This is a genomic window from Paenibacillus mobilis (assembly GCF_058267595.1).
In genome coordinates, this window is record NZ_JBZCMS010000004.1 from 235365 (window position 1) to 251330 (window position 15966).

A 15966-nucleotide genomic window follows, 5' to 3' on the forward strand; every position below is an offset into this window, starting at 1 on the left:
AGAGCAGGATGGTTAATGCTGAATGGAGGGGTGGTGCTTTTGCTGTGGTTGTTATTTGCACTGATTGCTTTTATTTTTCAAATCGCGACGATCCTGATCCTGGAGTTCCGCAGCGCCTCCAAAACGGTAGCCTGGCTGTTTATTTTGTTTTGCGTCCCGATGATCGGCTTTGTTCTTTATTATTTTCTGGCCAGGGATTACAGGAACCGGAGAAAGCTCCGCCAGAGCGGATCACGCCTCTTCCGGGAAATGAAAGCCAGGCTTTGGGAGCAGTCGGAAATCATTGACGACTTATCCGGCATGCGCAATCCGGAATTCCGGCATCAGGAGCGGCTGTTCCAGCTGCTGACGCATCTGTCGGAAAACCCGGTTACGGGCTGCAACGAAACGAAGGTGCTCAAGGACGGGGAGGAAACCTTTCCGTGTATGCTTGAAGCGATGGAAAAGGCGAGAGATCATATACATATTGAATTTTATATTTTCCGCAGCGACATGATCGGCAGCAGATTCAAGGAGGTTATGATCCGCAAGGCGCGGGAGGGCGTGAAGGTAAGACTGCTGTGCGACGGGCTGGGAAGCGTTAAGCTGAAGCGGCATTTCATCCGGGAACTGCAGGATGCCGGGGTGGAATTCCATTATTTTCTGCCGCCGTTAATTGCGCTGCTGGATAAAAGGGTGAATTACCGGAACCATAGGAAAATCGTCGTAATCGACGGCAAAGTCGGCTTTATGGGCGGCATAAACATCGGCGATGATTATCTGGGCCTCTACCCGACAATGGGCTACTGGAGAGACACTCACCTCCAGGTGGAAGGCGATGCCGTTTATTTTTTGCAAAACACGTTTCTGGGCGACTGGAAGCTGGCCTGCGGCGTTCAGCTTGAAGGGGCCTCTTATTTTCCGCCCCATATTTGCCGGGGGAAAGAGCAGGTGCAAATTCTGACCAGCGGTCCGGATCAGCATTGGAGCGCGATTCAGGAGATGTGTTTCGGAGCGGCGGCCGTCGCCGGAAAAAGAATCTGGATCACCACGCCGTATTTCATTCCCGACGACGGAATTTATGAAGCCTTAAAGACGGCCGCCGTCAGCGGCGTGGACGTCCGGATCATCATTCCCTATCATTCGGATAACCGGCTGGTTCATTGGGCATCGCTCTCTTATGTGGAGGAGCTGCTGCAGGCCGGGGTGCAATTCTACCAGTATGCCAAAGGATTTGTTCACGCCAAGGTGATGATCGTAGACGGCCTGCTCGCAACGGTGGGCTCGGCCAACCTGGATATGCGCAGCTTGTTCAGCAATTTCGAAATGACGGCCATCCTGTTTGATGAAACGCCGATTGCCGAACTTGCCAGACAGTTTGAAGAGGATCTTCAGGAGTGCAGGCCGATTCTGCTGCAAACGTTTCTGAACCGTCCGCGGAGGCAAAAAGGGCTCGAAATGTTCGCCCGGCTGCTTTCTCCGCTTCTTTAAGAAGAGGAGCCGCCGGTGCGGCCTATTTTTTAACCAGATGCTTCAAAATCAGATCCAGCGATTGAGGCGGCACCTGCTCCAGCAGGTCGCCTTTTTTGCTTAATCTGGCGCCGATGTTTAGTAGATGGAAATCCGAAGGTTTCGGATTCCGGCGGACCTCGTCCCAGGTGAGCGGCGTCGAAACGCTGGCGGCCTTTTTGGCGCGCGGCGTGTAGGCGGCTGCGATGGTTTTTCCGGAATAATGCTGCAGATAATCAAAATAAATGCGGTCGCCGCGGTCTTTTTTCAGGCGTTCGATCGTAAACAGGGCGGGATGTTTTTCGGTGATGTACCGGGCCACGAAATGCCCGATCGCACGCAGCTCGTCGAAGGTAACACCGTAGTGGATGGGGACGATAATCTGCACGCCGGTTGCCCCGGACGTTTTGGGCACCGATTCGAGGCCAAGAGAGGACAGGCAGTCGCCCACATAACTGGCCGCCTCCATAATTCTGGGCTCCTCCTCCACGGAAGGATCCAGGTCAATGATCCATTCGCACGGCAGCGTCTCTCCGGTGTAATGCAGCGACGGGTGGAATTCGATCGACGCCAGGTTGCCCAGCCACAATAGGGTGGGGAGGTTGTCCAGGACCACGTAGCGGATGCCTTCATGCTCGGACGTGGCCACAAAATCCGGGAGTGGTTCGGGAGCATTTTTCTGATAAAAAAAAGAGCCGTGAATCCCTCCCGGATAACGGATGGTCGTCAGCAGCCGGTTGCGGCATCTGCGCAGCAAATAAGGAGCCAGCTCGGCCAGCTTTTGCAAATAAATGAGTTTGGTGACCCCGGCTTCGGGCCAAAGCAGCTTGTCCGGGTTGGAGATGGTCAGATCCCGACCTTCAACCTGGATGGTTCCTTTTACGGCGGATGGCATGATACGAATAACCCCCTTAGTTTTAAATTTGTTTGTGCGGCGTTAGCCCGCGTTTCCAGCGAAGTCCCGCATGCCTAGAATTCCCCGGGCAAGAAACGTTTATAAGGAGCGGGAGGGGAAGAATGGCCGGGAGAGCGGCGGGAAATGCTGTAAGGGAATGAACCAGCCGGAAAGAGAGGACATGCTTTATGGAACTAAAACCGGTTCAGCCGTTTGAGCCTGTAATGACGGAAAAACTGCCTTCCGGCGGACGCTGGGCTGCCCAGGTCAAATGGGATGGCGTTCGCATGCTGGCTTACAACGACGGCAGCTCCTGCAAGCTGATAAACCGGAAAGGAAACGAAAGGACGCTTCAATATCCGGAGTTTGCCGATACAAGCCTGTACTGTAAAGCAGGATCGGTGATTCTGGACGGAGAAATGATGTCGATCGAAAACCGGAAACCTTCTTTCCACGCCATTATGAAACGCGACAGTTTAAGAAAAACCCATGAAATCAAATTTGCGGCAGACCGGATTGCCGTGAATTATATGATTTTTGATATTTTATATTGCAATGGCCAATGGGTAACGGACCGCACCTTGGAAGAAAGGCAGCGGCTGCTTGAGGAGTTGATTATACCGGGCGAACGGGTGCAGCTCTGTCAAAATTACGGCGATCCGGAGCAGTTGTTCGAAGTGATGAAGCGCAGCGATTGGGAAGGCGTTGTTTGCAAAGACTTGGATAGCGTTTATGCAATAGGCGGGAAAGACAAGCGGTGGCAGAAGAAAAAATTTTTCCGCGACCTTTACGCGGCGATCGGCGGCGTCACCTACCGCGACGGCATCGTTAATGCCCTGCTTCTGGGTCTTTACGATGAGGAGGGGCGCTTTCTTTACATTGGTCATGCCGGGGCCGGGAAGTTTACCGTGTCGGACTGGCGGTTTATGACCGAAGAGGCGGAGCGGCTGAAAATGAAGGAGCGTCCGTTTCATAATAGGCCTGAACGCCTGAAAGGGGCGGCCTGGATGCTGCCGTCCCTAACGGTGAAAGTGGAATATTTGGAATGGACCCATGGCTGGACGCTGCGCCACCCCGTGCTTCATGGCCTCGCGGGTGTCAGCGCCGAGCAGTGTACCGTGACCCAAATCTGATCGCAGCCGGAACTGTATTGCCGCGTTAATTAGGAAGGTTTGGATCAGACCGCCTTAAGAAGATTGCTTCGATTTCGTGGTTTTCCGTTTCGGTTTAGGCGGATCGGTCAGCGGGGCCAAAGCGCCCGGAACTATGCTGCCCGCACTTTTGGCAGTTGAACCTTTGCCTGCTGCGGCATTGTCTTCGGCTGCTGCCGCCGCTTTGGCTGCCGTTTTGGAACGCCCTCTGCCAGAGCTTGTCCGGCCTGACGATCCGGCCGCCGCCGGGCTCCCTGCTCCAGCTGCGGCTTTCGCAGACCGTGTTTTTCGCGCGGCCGGGGCCGGAGCCGCAGGCGTTCCTGGATCGGTGCCGATCGGCCGGACGGCTTCGATGCTGGCCTGAAGGGCGGCCATCAGGTCAACGACGTTGGTTTCCGGTTTGGCCGGAGCCAGCGAAACCTCTTCGCCCGCTACTTTGTGCTGGATCAAATCCAGCAGGGCAGCGCGGTAATCGTCCGTGTATTTCTCTGGTTCGAACGGGGTGGAAAGCTGTTCGATTAGCAGCTTCGCCATCGTCAGCTCCTTCTCATTCACCTCCACCTGTTCGGGCAGGCCGGGTACCTGGGACACCGGGCGTATTTCATCCGGATAAAAAATGGTTTCCACGGCAAGGCAGTCGTCCTCCATCACCCGGATGGCAGCCAGGCTGCTTTTGGAGCGGATGGCGATTTTGGCGATGCCGATTTTACCGGTATCCCTCATCGCCTGCAGAAGCAGGCGATAGGCATTAGAACCGGCCTGATCGGGCGACAAATAATACGTCTTTTGAAAATAAATCGGATCAATTTCATGCAGATCGACAAAGTCGAGAATCGTAATCGTTTTGTTGTTCCGCTCGGCGAGCTGCTCCAGCTCCTCTTTATCGAACAGTACATATTTTCCTTTCTCATATTCGTAACCCCGCGTAATTTCATCCCATTCCACATCCTTATCACAGGACGGGCAGCGCCGTACATAGGAAATCGGACTGCCGCACGTTTTATGGATATATTTCATGGAAATATCCTTATCTTCCGTAGCCGAAAACATTTTTACCGGCACATGCACCAGGCCGAAGCTGATCGCTCCTTTCCAGACGGTATGCATCCGCATCAAACTCCTTTCCGTTTGGTGTTCTGTTCCCCGAAAGGGGCTGTTCTTCCCTTTAGTATGGTTGCGGGGAGCCTTATTATTGCAGGCAGATCCCGGAGAAATTGGCTGACGGCCTGCTGTCTGTCCTTGCGGGACATAGGCATGAAATATATAATGGGATAGAAAAATCAGGACCTGAAAATGATTCAGCGGCGTTCTGACATGAGTATCCATGAAAAAATATCCATGTAAAAACGAACTTTGCAAAATAATCCATGCAAAAAACAAACCATGCAAAATCAGCGTTTGCCGCAGCCGGGCAGGAACCCGGGCGGACATGCGAGTTTTTTGCTTGAACGGAAAGGCGGTAGCGCGTTGATCAACAAAGAAACCGCGCAGCTTGTAATTAAGGCGGGGCAGCTCCAGGACACCCGGGGGCTGGCTGCAAAACTGGCCGCTCTGGCTGAACCGGGGACGGTTCTTGTGCTGGACGGCGATTTGGGCGCGGGAAAAACGGCCTTCTCCCAGGCTTTTGCGGTGGCCCTTGGCGTGGAAGAGCACGTAAATAGCCCTACTTTTACGATTATTAAAGAGTATGAAGGCAGGCTGCCTTTTTATCATATGGACGTATACCGCTTGTCCATGGAGGAAGCGGACGAGCTGGGACTGGATGAATATTTTTTCGGAGAGGGCGTCACGCTTGTGGAGTGGGGCAGCCTGATCGAAGAGCTGCTGCCGAATTCAAGGCTTCATCTATATATTGAAGTTACCGAGTCGGAGGAACGGCTGATCTATATCTGTGGACAGGGAGAGCCGTATGAATCCTGGACGAAGCACCTGAAGGAAAATGGGGTATAACAATGGAACAAAATAATTTAACGGGTCGCCGTTATTTGGTGATGGACACTTCCACGGCGACGTTGTGTACAGCGGTCATGGAAGGCGCACGCGTGCTCTCCGAAAACAACCTGCTGGCCCAGCGCGGCCATGCCGAGCTGCTTATGCCGGCGGTGCAGGAGGTTCTCGGGGCGTCAGGCACCCGTCGGCGGGAGCTGTCGGGTATTATCGCCGGCGTGGGTCCCGGATCGTATACCGGGATCCGGATTGCCGTATCGGCGGCAAAAAGCCTCGCTTGGGCGCTGGGCATTCCGGTCGTCGGCATCTCCAGCCTGGAGATGCTGGCGCTCGGAGCGTGGGCCCGCGGCGCAGGTTTAGCCGCCGGGGATTTGATCCCGGCGGCGGAAGGGCGCGGCGGTGCTGAGGCAGCGGCGGGGCAGGCCAGCGCCGCTGCGGAGTGGGTCGTGCCGCTGATGGATGCGCGGCGCGGCCAGGTTTACACGGCGCTGTTTGAAGCAGCGCCGGGCAGCTTGACCCGCCGGCTGGAGCCGGACGGCATCCGCCTGATGGCGGATTGGACGGCCAGCCTGGCGGCCCTGTGGTCCGCGCTGCCGCCGGAAGCGCGGCCGTCCGCGGTGACGCTGGCCGGCGACGCGGACAAACATGCCGCAGCGGCGGAATCGCTGCGGCCGCTGCTCGGCGCTGCGCTGCGCATCGCCGAATACGCGCCGGAGGGCGCGTGGGGCGGGCTGCTGGGCGCGGCCCGGCTGCTTCGCGGCGAACGGGACGATGTCCACGGGCTGCAGCCGAATTATACCCAACTAACGGAAGCCGAAGTGAACAAACTTCAGGGAAGGTAAGGAGGGACAAGTTATGGAGAGCGAAAATAGACGCACTAACCAGGCATACAAGGACGAAATTATTTTTCGCCCCATGCTGATGGAAGATATTCCCGATATTATGGTCATAGAACATGAATCCTTTACCCTGCCCTGGTCGAGCGACGCGTTCCGCAATGAGCTGACGCATAACCAGTTCGCCCGTTACCTGGTCATGGAACGGAACGGAGCGCCGATTGGATATGCCGGCATGTGGACGGTGCTGGATGAAGCGCATATTACCAACATTGCCGTCCGAACGGCTCACCGGGGCCAGCGGCTCGGCGAGCTGCTGCTTCGCCAGCTTATGTCTTACGCTTGGGAACTCGGCATGATCCGGATGACGCTGGAGGTCCGGGTATCCAATAACGTGGCGCAGTCGCTTTATGAGAAGCTGGGTTTCCGCGGTATCGGCATGCGCAAAGGATATTATTCGGATAACGGGGAAGATGCACTTATTATGTGGTGTGATTTATCGGACAAGATGAAAGTTGAAGGCGGCAGGGAAGGAAGCGAAATGAATTGGCAGACCCGGGAATAAACTCAGAGATCATCGGCCGGAAGGAAAACGCTTCAAGCGGTGATTGTTATATTTTAGCGGTGGAGACCAGCTGTGACGAAACTTCGGCGTCCGTGGTCAGAAACGGGAAGGAAGTCCTCAGCAACATCATTTCCAGCCAAATTGACACGCACCGGGCCTTTGGGGGAGTGGTGCCTGAAGTGGCTTCCCGGAAGCACGTTGAAGTGATCACCCTCATCATGGAAGAAGCTTTGGAGAAAGCCGGAATCCAGCCGGCAGACTTGTCGGCCGTGGCCGTTACCCAGGGACCGGGACTTGTCGGAGCGCTGCTGGTCGGAGTTGTTGCGGCAAAAAGTTTTGCGTTTGCGCTGGATAAACCGCTGATCGCCACGCATCATATCGCCGGGCATATTTACGCCAACCGGCTGGTTAAGGAACTGCGTTATCCCTGCGTCGCGCTGGTTGTGTCCGGCGGCCACACCGAGCTGGTGCTGCTGGAACGCGAAGGGCATTTCCGGCTTATCGGCCGTACCCGGGATGATGCGGTCGGCGAAGCCTATGACAAAGTCGCGCGGGCGATCGGGTATCCTTATCCGGGCGGCCCGTTCGTTGATAAAGCGGCGCTGGAATCCCCAATCGCGGAGGAGCTGCCCCGCGTCTGGCTGGAGCCGGACTCTTACGATTTCAGCTTCAGCGGCTTGAAGTCGGCCGTGCTTAACCTGGTAAACCGCAGCAAAATGAAAGGCGAAACGCCGGATTACGGTGCTATCGCCCGCGGTTTCCAGGAATCCGTGATCGAGGTGCTGGTGGAAAAAGCAATCCGCGCCGTCCGTTCCACGTCGGCACGGCAGCTGCTGCTTTGCGGCGGGGTAGCCGCAAACAAAGGGCTGCGCGCCACCTTGACGGAGCGCTGCGAAAGAGAAGGCGTGGAGCTGATTATTCCGCCCCTCGCCTACTGCACCGACAACGCTGCCATGATCGGTGCTGCGGCTTATCTTAAATGGCAATCCGGCGAATACGCCGATTTGTCCCTGAAAGCCGAACCCGGCCTTTCGCTGGAGGCCTGGTCGGTTGAATAACATAACACCCGCCCGCTGAGGGGCGGGTGTTATTTCTTTTATGCCCGATTGACATTCCCCGGTTCAAGCCAGCAAAATAAAACTCAAATTGGATAATACCGCCAAAACCTTCTACCAGCATTTAGGAGCGGTCGTAACCGTGAAAGAAGAAATCGAAATCGGCGGAAAAACGTTAATCGAACTAGGCCTGGTATGGGACCGGCAAAAGTTTGAAGCTGTGAGGGATAGCATGACGCTGTAAAGGTAGTACTGAAGAAAAATGGAAACGGAATAAAAGGGCACCATAACTAACCCGACGACCAAGGAGGTTGTGCATGACGAACGAGGGATTGTCCGATTCTGATTCGACTTTAAAGCCGCTTTCCTGGCTTTACACGTATGCCTGCCATAAAGATGAGAGGGAGCTCTGCGGACTTGAGCTTAGACGGCTGCTGGGAGAGGAGCCCGGCTCCCGTCATGTGGAGAGCGGCATCCGTATCGATCCTGCCCGCAGCCCGTTCCTTCATGAAAGGCTGGCCGTGCAGATCGAGTGCGAAACCCTGGAGCAGCTGGAAGAGAAAGCAGGCGGGCTTGAGCTTGGGGACGTTACCTTCAAGCTGCGTTATTTGGATGCGGACCGGACCGAAACTTACGACGGAAAAAGGGCGCTTGAGCGCCAAATCGGTTCAAGGATCAAAGGAAAAGCGGAGATGAAACGGCCGGACCGGCTGCTTGGCCTGGCTTATTCCAATCACCGCTGGGTGCTGGGCGAATGTACCCCTGGAGAGCCGGAATGGCTTAAACATAACAGCAAACCGCGTCAGTATTCGACGGCGCTGAGCACCAGGGTTGCCCGGGCGGTCGTCAATATAGCCGTTCCGGTGATCGAAAGAAACAGCCTTGTGGATCCCTGCTGCGGGATCGGTACCGTATTGATCGAAGCTTTGTCCATGGGCATCCGGGCCGAAGGGTTTGATATCAACCCGCTTGCCGTAAGCGGGGCGAAGGAAAATCTCCGGCATTTCGGCATGCCGGCTGAGGCGGTCGGTCTTGCGGATATGCGGAAGCTCGAGGGACGCAGATACGATTCGCTTATTCTCGACCTCCCTTATAATTTATGTTCGGTTCTGCCGGAAGAAGAATTGCTGGAGATGCTGCTTAGCGCCAGAAGGCTGGCTCCGGAGGCGGTCATTGTGACCATCGAAGACATCCTTCCCGTTCTCCGCAAGGCGGGATGGACGGTAGCGGAGTCCTGCAGCATCTATAAGAGCCGTTTTTCAAGGCAGTTGCTGATATGCAGCTGAACGTTTGGGAAGCCGGTCCTTTTTGACTATAATTGAAGTGGGAGTACCCGGAAAAAGGAGATGTCTCGCATGGAACAAATCGCTATCATTTCAGATATTCACGGAAATATGCCGGCTTTGAAAGCCGTGCTTCAGGATATACAGGACCGGGGAATCTCGCGGATTTTTTGTCTGGGCGACCTTGTAGGAAAAGGGCCGCACGGCGACCTGGCCGTCGATCTGCTCCGGGAAAAATGCGAAAGAATCGTTTCCGGCAACTGGGATGAATTTATCCGGGAACCGAGCGAATTCGAGGCCGTTCTTTGGAATCAGGACATGCTGGGGGCTGAACGTCTGGCTTATCTGGGGACGCTGCCCTTTTGCATCGAATTTAAGATGAGCGGCCGTCTGGTCCGGCTGTTCCATGCTTCCCCGCGAAGCCTTTATGAGCGGATTTATCCTTGGGATGAGGTGGAGAAAAGGGAGTCGCTGTTCGAGCCGTCGGAGCACTGCCGGGTTGACAAGGCGGCTGACGTGGCCGGCTACGGAGACATCCATACGGCTTTCCTGCAGCATCTGGATAACGGAAAAACCTTGTTTAATGCGGGAAGTGTGGGCAACTCGCTGGATATGATCCAGGCCTCCTATGTTATTATGGAGGGGGTATTCGGCGGGAGTGAAACCGCCCCGTTTGGCCTGCAGTTCGTCCGGGTCCCCTACGATGTGGAAGAAGCGGTCCGGGAAGCCGAGGAAAGAGTGATGCCGCTGGTGGAGCCTTATGCGGTAGAGCTTCGGACCGGGCAATATCGGGGCAAGGACCAGAATTGACTGACGGAATCTAAATCGCTTGGGTTAATGAAAAATAAACGGGGAGATACGTATCCGCATTGGACGTGTCTCTTTTTATATCCAACCTGAAAACCTAAAAAAAGCCGCCGGCTAAAGGCCGGCAGCGGTATGCTGCGCCGAGTCAGACGACGACTTGCGGAACATGAAGAAATACATCAAGGATGCTGCGACATACAGGCAGCCGGTAATGCTGAAGGTAAAGGCGTATCCCCAATAGCTGCCGTAATCCGTTACGAGCCGGGACTGAACGGGCCCCATCGTAGCCCAGCCCAGCATAAAAGCCGTTTGGGTCAAGGAATTGGCGATGCCGCGCCGGTGGTCGCCGATCCGGTCCACCATGATGGAGGATTGGATCGGATTTGCCGCATTCATGAGCGCCTGGCGGAACAGGAAACTGACGGCGGCGATCGCAAACCAATGCGTAAATCCGGTCAGCAGCAGGAAAGGCAGCGACAGCATCTGAAAAATAACGACCGCTTTCACCTGACCGAATTTTCTGGCCAGCGTCGGACCGATCAGCATGGAGACGATGGTCATCACCTGTCCGAGCGAGATCAGAATTCCCATCAACGACAAGGACACCGCGAATCGGTTCGTGAAATACAGGTTCAGGTAAGGGACCACCAGCCCGGAGCCCAACCCGATCAGGAGCTGGGCAACAACAAATTTGCCGATCGTTTTAAATTCGGCGGCCGTTTGGCCGGCCGGGCCTTTCTTGTCCGCTTTGGCCGCCGGGAGCGCGCCGCCTTTGGAATCTTTACCGCTGGCCGCCGCGGCTGATTTGGACTCGCGCACGAACAGCATGGGAAGAAACGCGGCAAAAGTGGCGCCTCCGCCGATAGCGAGTACGGTTTGCAGGCTTGAGAGGGTGCTTAGCCCGGCTGCCTGCAAGGCATCGGCCAGCAGACCGCCGCCCATGCTTCCGATGACCTGAGAAGCCAGTACCAGGGAAGAAAAATAACTGAACATGCGAAGGCGTTCTTTAGGTTTGACGTTTTCGGCAAGAAACGGAATTGAAAGCACTTGAAAAAAAGAGGCGAACAGGCCGGTAAACACGGCCAGGCCGAGCAGGCTGGCTTCGCCGGACATAAAGGAGCGGAGCAGGAAAGCCGCGCCGCTGAACAAAGCGCCGATAATCAGTATTTTTTTGCGGCTGGCTCTGTCGCCCCAAATGCCGATCGGCACAAACAAAAGCGCCGTGGCGAAAGATTGGATGCTGACGACTCTTCCGTTCATGGCATCGTTATAGCCGAGCCCCTGGATATACAGATTATAAAGGACACTGAACATACCGGTGCCGATTTGATATAAAATATTGGCAAGGAAAAACAATTTGATATTGCCGGGCCATTTATTCAGTTCATATCTGGCTGACTGGATGAAACGCATTTTATGGAATGCACCTCCGGGGGTAACAACTTTACCATTCTATCATGTCAAAGCTGAAACAAGGAACGTTAATTTAGGACAAAGGAGGAGCCGCCAATGAACGAAAAACAGCAGCGGCTGAAGCCCGAGCCGGTAACGGGACCATCCCCAAACCAGGCCAAAACCGAAACGGCCACCTTTGCCGGGGGCTGCTTCTGGTGTATGGTTAAACCCTTCGATGAGCTTCCGGGGGTATATTCGATTGTATCGGGCTATACGGGCGGGCACACCGAAAATCCGACTTACGAAGAGGTAGGAACCGAAACGACGGGGCATGCGGAAGCCGTACAGATTGTTTTTGACCCTGAAATTTTCCCTTATGAACGTTTGCTGGACATTTATTGGCAGCTGATCGACCCGACGGACGACGGAGGACAGTTTATGGATCGGGGCGCTTCTTACCGGACGGCGATTTATACGCATAGCGAAGAACAGCGCCGGAAAGCCGAAGCCTCCAAAAAGGCGCTGGAGGGAAGCGGACGTTTTAAAAGCAAAATCGTTACGGAAATCAGTCCGGCCGGCCCTTTTTATTCGGCAGAGGACGTTCATCAGAACTACTATAATACGCATCGCAACGACTACAATATTTATTATGAGGCTTCCGGCCGGGAAGATTTCGCCGAGAGACATTGGCGCGGGCCAAGGGACCGGGAGCAGCTCCGCAAACGGCTTACCCGTCTGCAGTACGAGGTGACGCAGCATGGCGCCGAAGAACCGGCATATGACAACGCCTATTGGAATCAGACTGAAGTGGGGATTTACGTAGATATCGTTAACGGGGATCCGCTGTTCAGCACGTTGGACCAATTCGATGCCGGAACAGGCCGACCAAGCTTCAGCCAACCGCTGAATGCCGGTTTTGTCCGCAAGGAAGCCGACTATGGCGGGGGCCGGGTGAAGACTGTGCTGAGGAGCCGGTTATCCGGCTCCCGCCTGGGCGTCCTGCTGCGCAGCGATCAATCGCCGACAGGTTTTATTTATCAGGTGAACTCCGCCGCCCTGCAGTTCATCCCTAAGGAGGAGTTGGAGCCGGCAGGCTACGGGGCGTATGCGGGACTTTTTCAAAGCTCGGAGTAAAAGGTGAACACGGCAAGGTTATGGGGGCTAGGGGAGGCCGGTAGAGAAAGCCGACTTAGCTAGTCTTTAGTCCGTTCCTGCCGGCCTAACCCGCCTGCTGAAAATGAACGGAGATCAGCTCTTCGGTGGCGGTGTCGAAACGGACGTAGACATAGACGCCGAATTCACGGTCGTTTTTCTTCAGCCAAAGCTTAAAACGTTCTTCACTGACCGTTGGGGAAATGGTGTATCTGCCGATGTGCAGGTAATCCAGCACGGAAGCCCCGTATTGGGTAATGGCCTGCTGGACGGCAATCTGTCCCCACTTGGCGTAGGCCGGATCGTCGAAATGAACGTTTGAAGAAGCGATAACCGCAGGAGCGAACAGGTGCATAATAAACGAAACGACGGAATGTCTGACCAATGTCGCCAGCGACATGATAAAAATCCCCTTTTCCTAAATGTTGTATTCGTAATAGGATGCGGTGAAACAGGCAGGGATATGCACCTCATCCTGTTTATTGGAGGGGAGGCAGACTTAATTCAAAGTAAGCCTTACTATAAATAAGCGCCCCGATCGTCCAAATGGACTCTCGCGGCGCTTATTTGTCTTATTTGCGTTCCAGCTGCTCCATGCCGGTAAAATCATCAATGATCTTCTCGGGACCGGTAACGATCTCTTTATCCCAGCCCAGCATGCCGCCTTCGTAATTGTGAATCTTCTCAAAGCCCAGCTCCTGAAAATAACGAGCGACATTTAAGCTGCGCGAACCGCTCCGGCAAATAAACACATATTCCCGTTCTTTATCCATCTCATCCGCATATTCGGCGATCTCGCCCATCGGAATGAGCGGGACGGTCGGGATGTGTCCGGCTTCATATTCAAAGGGCTCTCGTACGTCGATAACGATCGTGCCCCGTTCTTTATCGTCCAAAATCTGCTGCAGCTCGTCTGCATCGACATGGGATACTCCGTAAATGATTTTGCTCATGGTTCAGCTCCTCTCCTTATCGGCTAACGTTTTGAATTCTAACATTGCGGCGGGCCTGTTTCAAGAAAAAGACAACCCGCATCAAGGAACAATAGAAGGCCTATCCGGATCTGTCAAGCTGTGGACAAAATTATCCACAATTCAGCAGTTTTTGTTTGTAAACGGAATGTAAGCATACCCAGTAAGGGTTTGATTGAAACAGGAAAAAGAGCTGTTTTTGCCGGCGTTAACCTGTGAAAACTGTGGATAATGTGAACAACTTGGTGGATAAAAGGGCCTTGACTTTCAAAGTTATTGTTATTAGCGGGATTTTAGCCGATTTTCCTTGCTTTTTTGTCCAAATTAATCACGGTTTTTGTGGATAACCATGTGCATAAATTTTACGTCGTAATTTCGAATTTTTTAAAACTTTTTATGCTCCGAAAACAAAGATTAGTCAAGCTTCGGCAAGCTGCTCCCATTCGGCATAAGCTTCCGCCAAATCCGCTTTTTGTTTATCGATTGCAGTTTGTCTCTCCTGGACGGCCAAATAATCCTGGTAAACCTCGGGCAACGTCAGTTCGTGCTCCAACACTCCGATCACTTCCTCAAGCTTGGCAATGGACGCTTCAAGCTGCTCCATTCGGCGCTGCCGGTTCCGTTCCTCGCGTTTGGCCTGCTTATCGGCTTCGAAAGAAGCGGCGCCCGTTTTGGCGTCGTTTATGTCAGCAGGTTCTTTCTTGGCAGAGGCCTGTTTGGCAGCTGCCGATGCGGCAATCTCAGCGGCAATCTCGGCCAGCTCCTGTTTCTTCTCGACATAATCGTCATAATTTCCTAGGAAATGGCGCGCGCCTTCCGGGTGGAGCTCAATAACGCGTTCGGCCATTTTATTAAGAAAATAACGGTCATGGGAGATGAACAGCAGCGTTCCGTCATAATCGAGCAGGGCGGATTCCAGCACTTCCTTGCTGTATAAATCCAGATGGTTGGTCGGTTCGTCAAGGATCAGCACATTGGCTTTCTGCAGCATAAGCTTGGCTAGGGCCACCCGCGCTTTCTCCCCGCCGCTCAGGCTGGAGACCCGTTTTTGCACGTCATCTCCGCTGAACAGGAAATTGCCGAGAATGGTGCGGATGCGGGCTTCCTCCACCTGGGGATAAGCGCTCCATAACTCCTCGAGCACGGTGTTGCTGCCGGTCAGATGGGTCTGCTCCTGATCGTAATAGCCGATCCGGATCTTCGTGCCCCAATTGACCTTGCCGGAAGTCGGCTTAAGGTCACCGGTCAGGATTTTGAGCAGCGTCGATTTGCCGATTCCGTTCGGGCCGATCAAAGCGGCGGTTTCGCCGCGCCGCAGCTCGAAGGAGACATTTTTAAACAAAGGGTGATCCGGTGAAAAAGCATAGGCCAGCTGGTCAACCTGCAGCACCTCACGGCCGGACATGATTTCCGCTTCAAAGGAGAAGCTGGCTTTCTTCAAATCGCCAAGCGGTTTGTCGAGCACCTCCATTTTGTCGAGCATTTTCCGGCGGCTCTGGGCCCGTTTGGTGGTCGAAGCCCGCACGATGTTTTTCTGAATAAACTCTTCCATCCGGGCGATTTCGTCCTGCTGTTTCTCGTATTGCTTCATGGCGCTTTCGTATTCCGCGTCCTTCAGCTCGGCATAACGGCTGTAATTGCCCGTATAACGTTTGGATTGATGGCGTTCGATCTCGACGATGGACGTAACGAGCCGGTCCAGAAAATAGCGGTCGTGGGAGACGACGAGCAGGGAGCCGGAATAGGCTCGCAGATAATCTTCAAGCCAGGTCAACGTTTCGATGTCCAGATGGTTGGTCGGTTCGTCCAGCATCAGGACGTCGGGCGCCTTCAGCAAAATCCGGGCCAAAGCCAGCCGGGTTTTCTGGCCGCCGCTCAGCGTGGCGATCGGGGTATCCGGCGGGAAATCGCCAAAACCCATTCCGTGCAGCACGCTGCGGATCCGCGTTTCGATTTCATAACCCCCAAGATCCTTGAAGCGGTCGGAATTGTGGGCGTAACGCGCCAGCAGGTCCTGATAGCTTTTGTCCTCGTGATTGGCGGCAGGGTCGGCAATCTGATGCTCCATGCGGCGAAGCTCCGCTTCCATATCGAGCAGAGGAGCGAAGACCAGCAGCATCTCCTCCCAGAGGGTTTTGTCCGAGGCCAGGCCGCTGTTCTGCGCGAGATAACCCAGCGTCGTTTCTTTGGCTTTAAAAATTTGCCCCCCGTCGTAAGACATTTCTCCGGCGAGGATTTTCAGGAGCGTCGATTTGCCCGCGCCGTTGACGCCGACCAGGCCGATTCTTTCGCGTTCCTGAATCTGAAGGCTGATGCCTTCCAATATAGGGGTTACTCCGTAAAGCTTCGTAATATTTGAGGCTTGAAGCAGCATAATAACAAACATCCTCCATCTTTATGGTCATCCGCCGGCGAGCGGCG

15 protein-coding genes are annotated in these 15966 nt (G+C 54.5%); 9 read left to right on the forward strand and 6 right to left on the reverse strand.

The window, feature by feature from the left end; translation table 11 throughout:
- Nucleotides 1-39: 39 nt before the first annotated feature.
- On the forward strand, nucleotides 40-1470 hold the full coding sequence (cls, locus tag AC3ZPD_RS09690) for a cardiolipin synthase (protein WP_490984086.1): 1431 nt from the start codon (nucleotides 40-42) through the stop codon (nucleotides 1468-1470).
- Between the two features lie 22 nt (nucleotides 1471-1492).
- Here the strand turns inward: cls and ligD are convergent, their stop codons facing one another.
- Complete coding sequence (ligD, locus tag AC3ZPD_RS09695) at nucleotides 1493-2383, reverse strand: non-homologous end-joining DNA ligase (protein ID WP_490984087.1); 891 nt, start codon at nucleotides 2381-2383, stop codon at nucleotides 1493-1495.
- Nucleotides 2384-2571: 188 nt separating this feature from the next.
- Here ligD and AC3ZPD_RS09700 point away from each other — a divergent pair, with 188 nt between their 5' ends.
- Entirely contained in the window at nucleotides 2572-3516 is a 945-nt protein-coding gene (locus AC3ZPD_RS09700; protein ID WP_490984088.1) for an ATP-dependent DNA ligase, read from the forward strand.
- A gap of 54 nt (nucleotides 3517-3570) precedes the next feature.
- Here AC3ZPD_RS09700 and ku read toward each other — a convergent pair whose 3' ends face one another.
- Nucleotides 3571-4641, reverse strand: coding sequence for a non-homologous end joining protein Ku (gene ku / locus AC3ZPD_RS09705; protein ID WP_490984089.1), 1071 nt, complete (start codon nucleotides 4639-4641; stop codon nucleotides 3571-3573).
- Nucleotides 4642-5004: 363 nt separating this feature from the next.
- Between ku and tsaE the strand changes: the two genes are divergently transcribed.
- From tsaE to AC3ZPD_RS09735, 6 genes are all read left to right on the forward strand, one after another.
- Nucleotides 5005-5484: a tRNA (adenosine(37)-N6)-threonylcarbamoyltransferase complex ATPase subunit type 1 TsaE gene (gene tsaE, locus AC3ZPD_RS09710; protein WP_490984305.1), complete on the forward strand. Its 480-nt coding sequence runs from the start codon at nucleotides 5005-5007 to the stop codon at nucleotides 5482-5484.
- Nucleotides 5485-5486: 2 nt separating this feature from the next.
- A complete protein-coding gene (gene tsaB / locus AC3ZPD_RS09715; RefSeq protein ID WP_490984090.1) occupies nucleotides 5487-6323 on the forward strand; it encodes a tRNA (adenosine(37)-N6)-threonylcarbamoyltransferase complex dimerization subunit type 1 TsaB in 837 nt (278 codons plus the stop codon).
- Between the two features lie 13 nt (nucleotides 6324-6336).
- Nucleotides 6337-6882 carry a ribosomal protein S18-alanine N-acetyltransferase gene (gene rimI / locus AC3ZPD_RS09720; protein WP_490984091.1) on the forward strand — a complete coding sequence of 182 codons (546 nt, stop codon included), beginning with the start codon at nucleotides 6337-6339 and terminating at the stop codon, nucleotides 6880-6882.
- The gene (gene tsaD / locus AC3ZPD_RS09725; RefSeq protein WP_490984306.1) at nucleotides 6879-7940 is read left to right on the forward strand and encodes a tRNA (adenosine(37)-N6)-threonylcarbamoyltransferase complex transferase subunit TsaD; all 1062 of its coding nucleotides are present in this window, start codon (nucleotides 6879-6881) and stop codon (nucleotides 7938-7940) included. The genes rimI and tsaD overlap by 4 nt, the downstream gene beginning before the upstream one ends.
- Before the next feature lie 314 nt (nucleotides 7941-8254).
- Nucleotides 8255-9223, forward strand: coding sequence for a TRM11 family SAM-dependent methyltransferase (locus AC3ZPD_RS09730; protein ID WP_490984092.1), 969 nt, complete (start codon nucleotides 8255-8257; stop codon nucleotides 9221-9223).
- 69 nt (nucleotides 9224-9292) lie between these two features.
- A complete protein-coding gene (locus tag AC3ZPD_RS09735; RefSeq protein ID WP_490984093.1) occupies nucleotides 9293-10030 on the forward strand; it encodes a metallophosphoesterase family protein in 738 nt (245 codons plus the stop codon).
- A 111-nt stretch (nucleotides 10031-10141) separates the two neighbouring features.
- On the opposite strand, the gene AC3ZPD_RS09740 is transcribed toward AC3ZPD_RS09735, so the two are convergent.
- Complete coding sequence (locus tag AC3ZPD_RS09740; protein WP_490984094.1) at nucleotides 10142-11440, reverse strand: MFS transporter; 1299 nt, start codon at nucleotides 11438-11440, stop codon at nucleotides 10142-10144.
- A gap of 96 nt (nucleotides 11441-11536) precedes the next feature.
- On the opposite strand from AC3ZPD_RS09740, the gene msrA reads away from it, so the two are divergent.
- Complete coding sequence (msrA, locus tag AC3ZPD_RS09745; protein WP_490984095.1) at nucleotides 11537-12556, forward strand: peptide-methionine (S)-S-oxide reductase MsrA; 1020 nt, start codon at nucleotides 11537-11539, stop codon at nucleotides 12554-12556.
- An 85-nt stretch (nucleotides 12557-12641) separates the two neighbouring features.
- On the opposite strand, the gene AC3ZPD_RS09750 is transcribed toward msrA, so the two are convergent.
- From AC3ZPD_RS09750 to AC3ZPD_RS09760, 3 genes are all read right to left on the reverse strand, one after another.
- A complete protein-coding gene (locus AC3ZPD_RS09750) occupies nucleotides 12642-12974 on the reverse strand; it encodes a DUF3889 domain-containing protein (protein ID WP_490984096.1) in 333 nt (110 codons plus the stop codon).
- Between the two features lie 172 nt (nucleotides 12975-13146).
- Nucleotides 13147-13527 (reverse strand): rhodanese-like domain-containing protein, encoded by a 381-nt coding sequence (locus tag AC3ZPD_RS09755; protein WP_490984097.1) that lies wholly within the window; start codon nucleotides 13525-13527, stop codon nucleotides 13147-13149.
- A gap of 436 nt (nucleotides 13528-13963) precedes the next feature.
- A complete protein-coding gene (locus tag AC3ZPD_RS09760; protein ID WP_490984098.1) occupies nucleotides 13964-15919 on the reverse strand; it encodes an ABC-F family ATP-binding cassette domain-containing protein in 1956 nt (651 codons plus the stop codon).
- Nucleotides 15920-15966: the final 47 nt, after the last annotated feature.

Excerpts from the sequence above, each read along its gene's own strand:
- rimI (WP_490984091.1), top strand. The coding sequence starts at position 6,337 with ATGGAGAGCGAAAATAGACGCACTAACCAGGCATACAAGGACGAAATT.
- msrA (WP_490984095.1), top strand. The coding sequence starts at position 11,537 with ATGAACGAAAAACAGCAGCGGCTGAAGCCCGAGCCGGTAACGGGACCA.
- AC3ZPD_RS09730 (WP_490984092.1), top strand. The coding sequence starts at position 8,255 with ATGACGAACGAGGGATTGTCCGATTCTGATTCGACTTTAAAGCCGCTT.
- AC3ZPD_RS09740 (WP_490984094.1), bottom strand. The coding sequence starts at position 11,440 with ATGCGTTTCATCCAGTCAGCCAGATATGAACTGAATAAATGGCCCGGC.
- AC3ZPD_RS09755 (WP_490984097.1), bottom strand. The coding sequence starts at position 13,527 with ATGAGCAAAATCATTTACGGAGTATCCCATGTCGATGCAGACGAGCTG.
- tsaB (WP_490984090.1), top strand. The coding sequence starts at position 5,487 with ATGGAACAAAATAATTTAACGGGTCGCCGTTATTTGGTGATGGACACT.
- ligD (WP_490984087.1), bottom strand. The coding sequence starts at position 2,383 with ATGCCATCCGCCGTAAAAGGAACCATCCAGGTTGAAGGTCGGGATCTG.
- AC3ZPD_RS09750 (WP_490984096.1), bottom strand. The coding sequence starts at position 12,974 with ATGTCGCTGGCGACATTGGTCAGACATTCCGTCGTTTCGTTTATTATG.
- ku (WP_490984089.1), bottom strand. The coding sequence starts at position 4,641 with ATGCATACCGTCTGGAAAGGAGCGATCAGCTTCGGCCTGGTGCATGTG.
- AC3ZPD_RS09760 (WP_490984098.1), bottom strand. The coding sequence starts at position 15,919 with ATGCTGCTTCAAGCCTCAAATATTACGAAGCTTTACGGAGTAACCCCT.
- AC3ZPD_RS09735 (WP_490984093.1), top strand. The coding sequence starts at position 9,293 with ATGGAACAAATCGCTATCATTTCAGATATTCACGGAAATATGCCGGCT.
- AC3ZPD_RS09700 (WP_490984088.1), top strand. The coding sequence starts at position 2,572 with ATGGAACTAAAACCGGTTCAGCCGTTTGAGCCTGTAATGACGGAAAAA.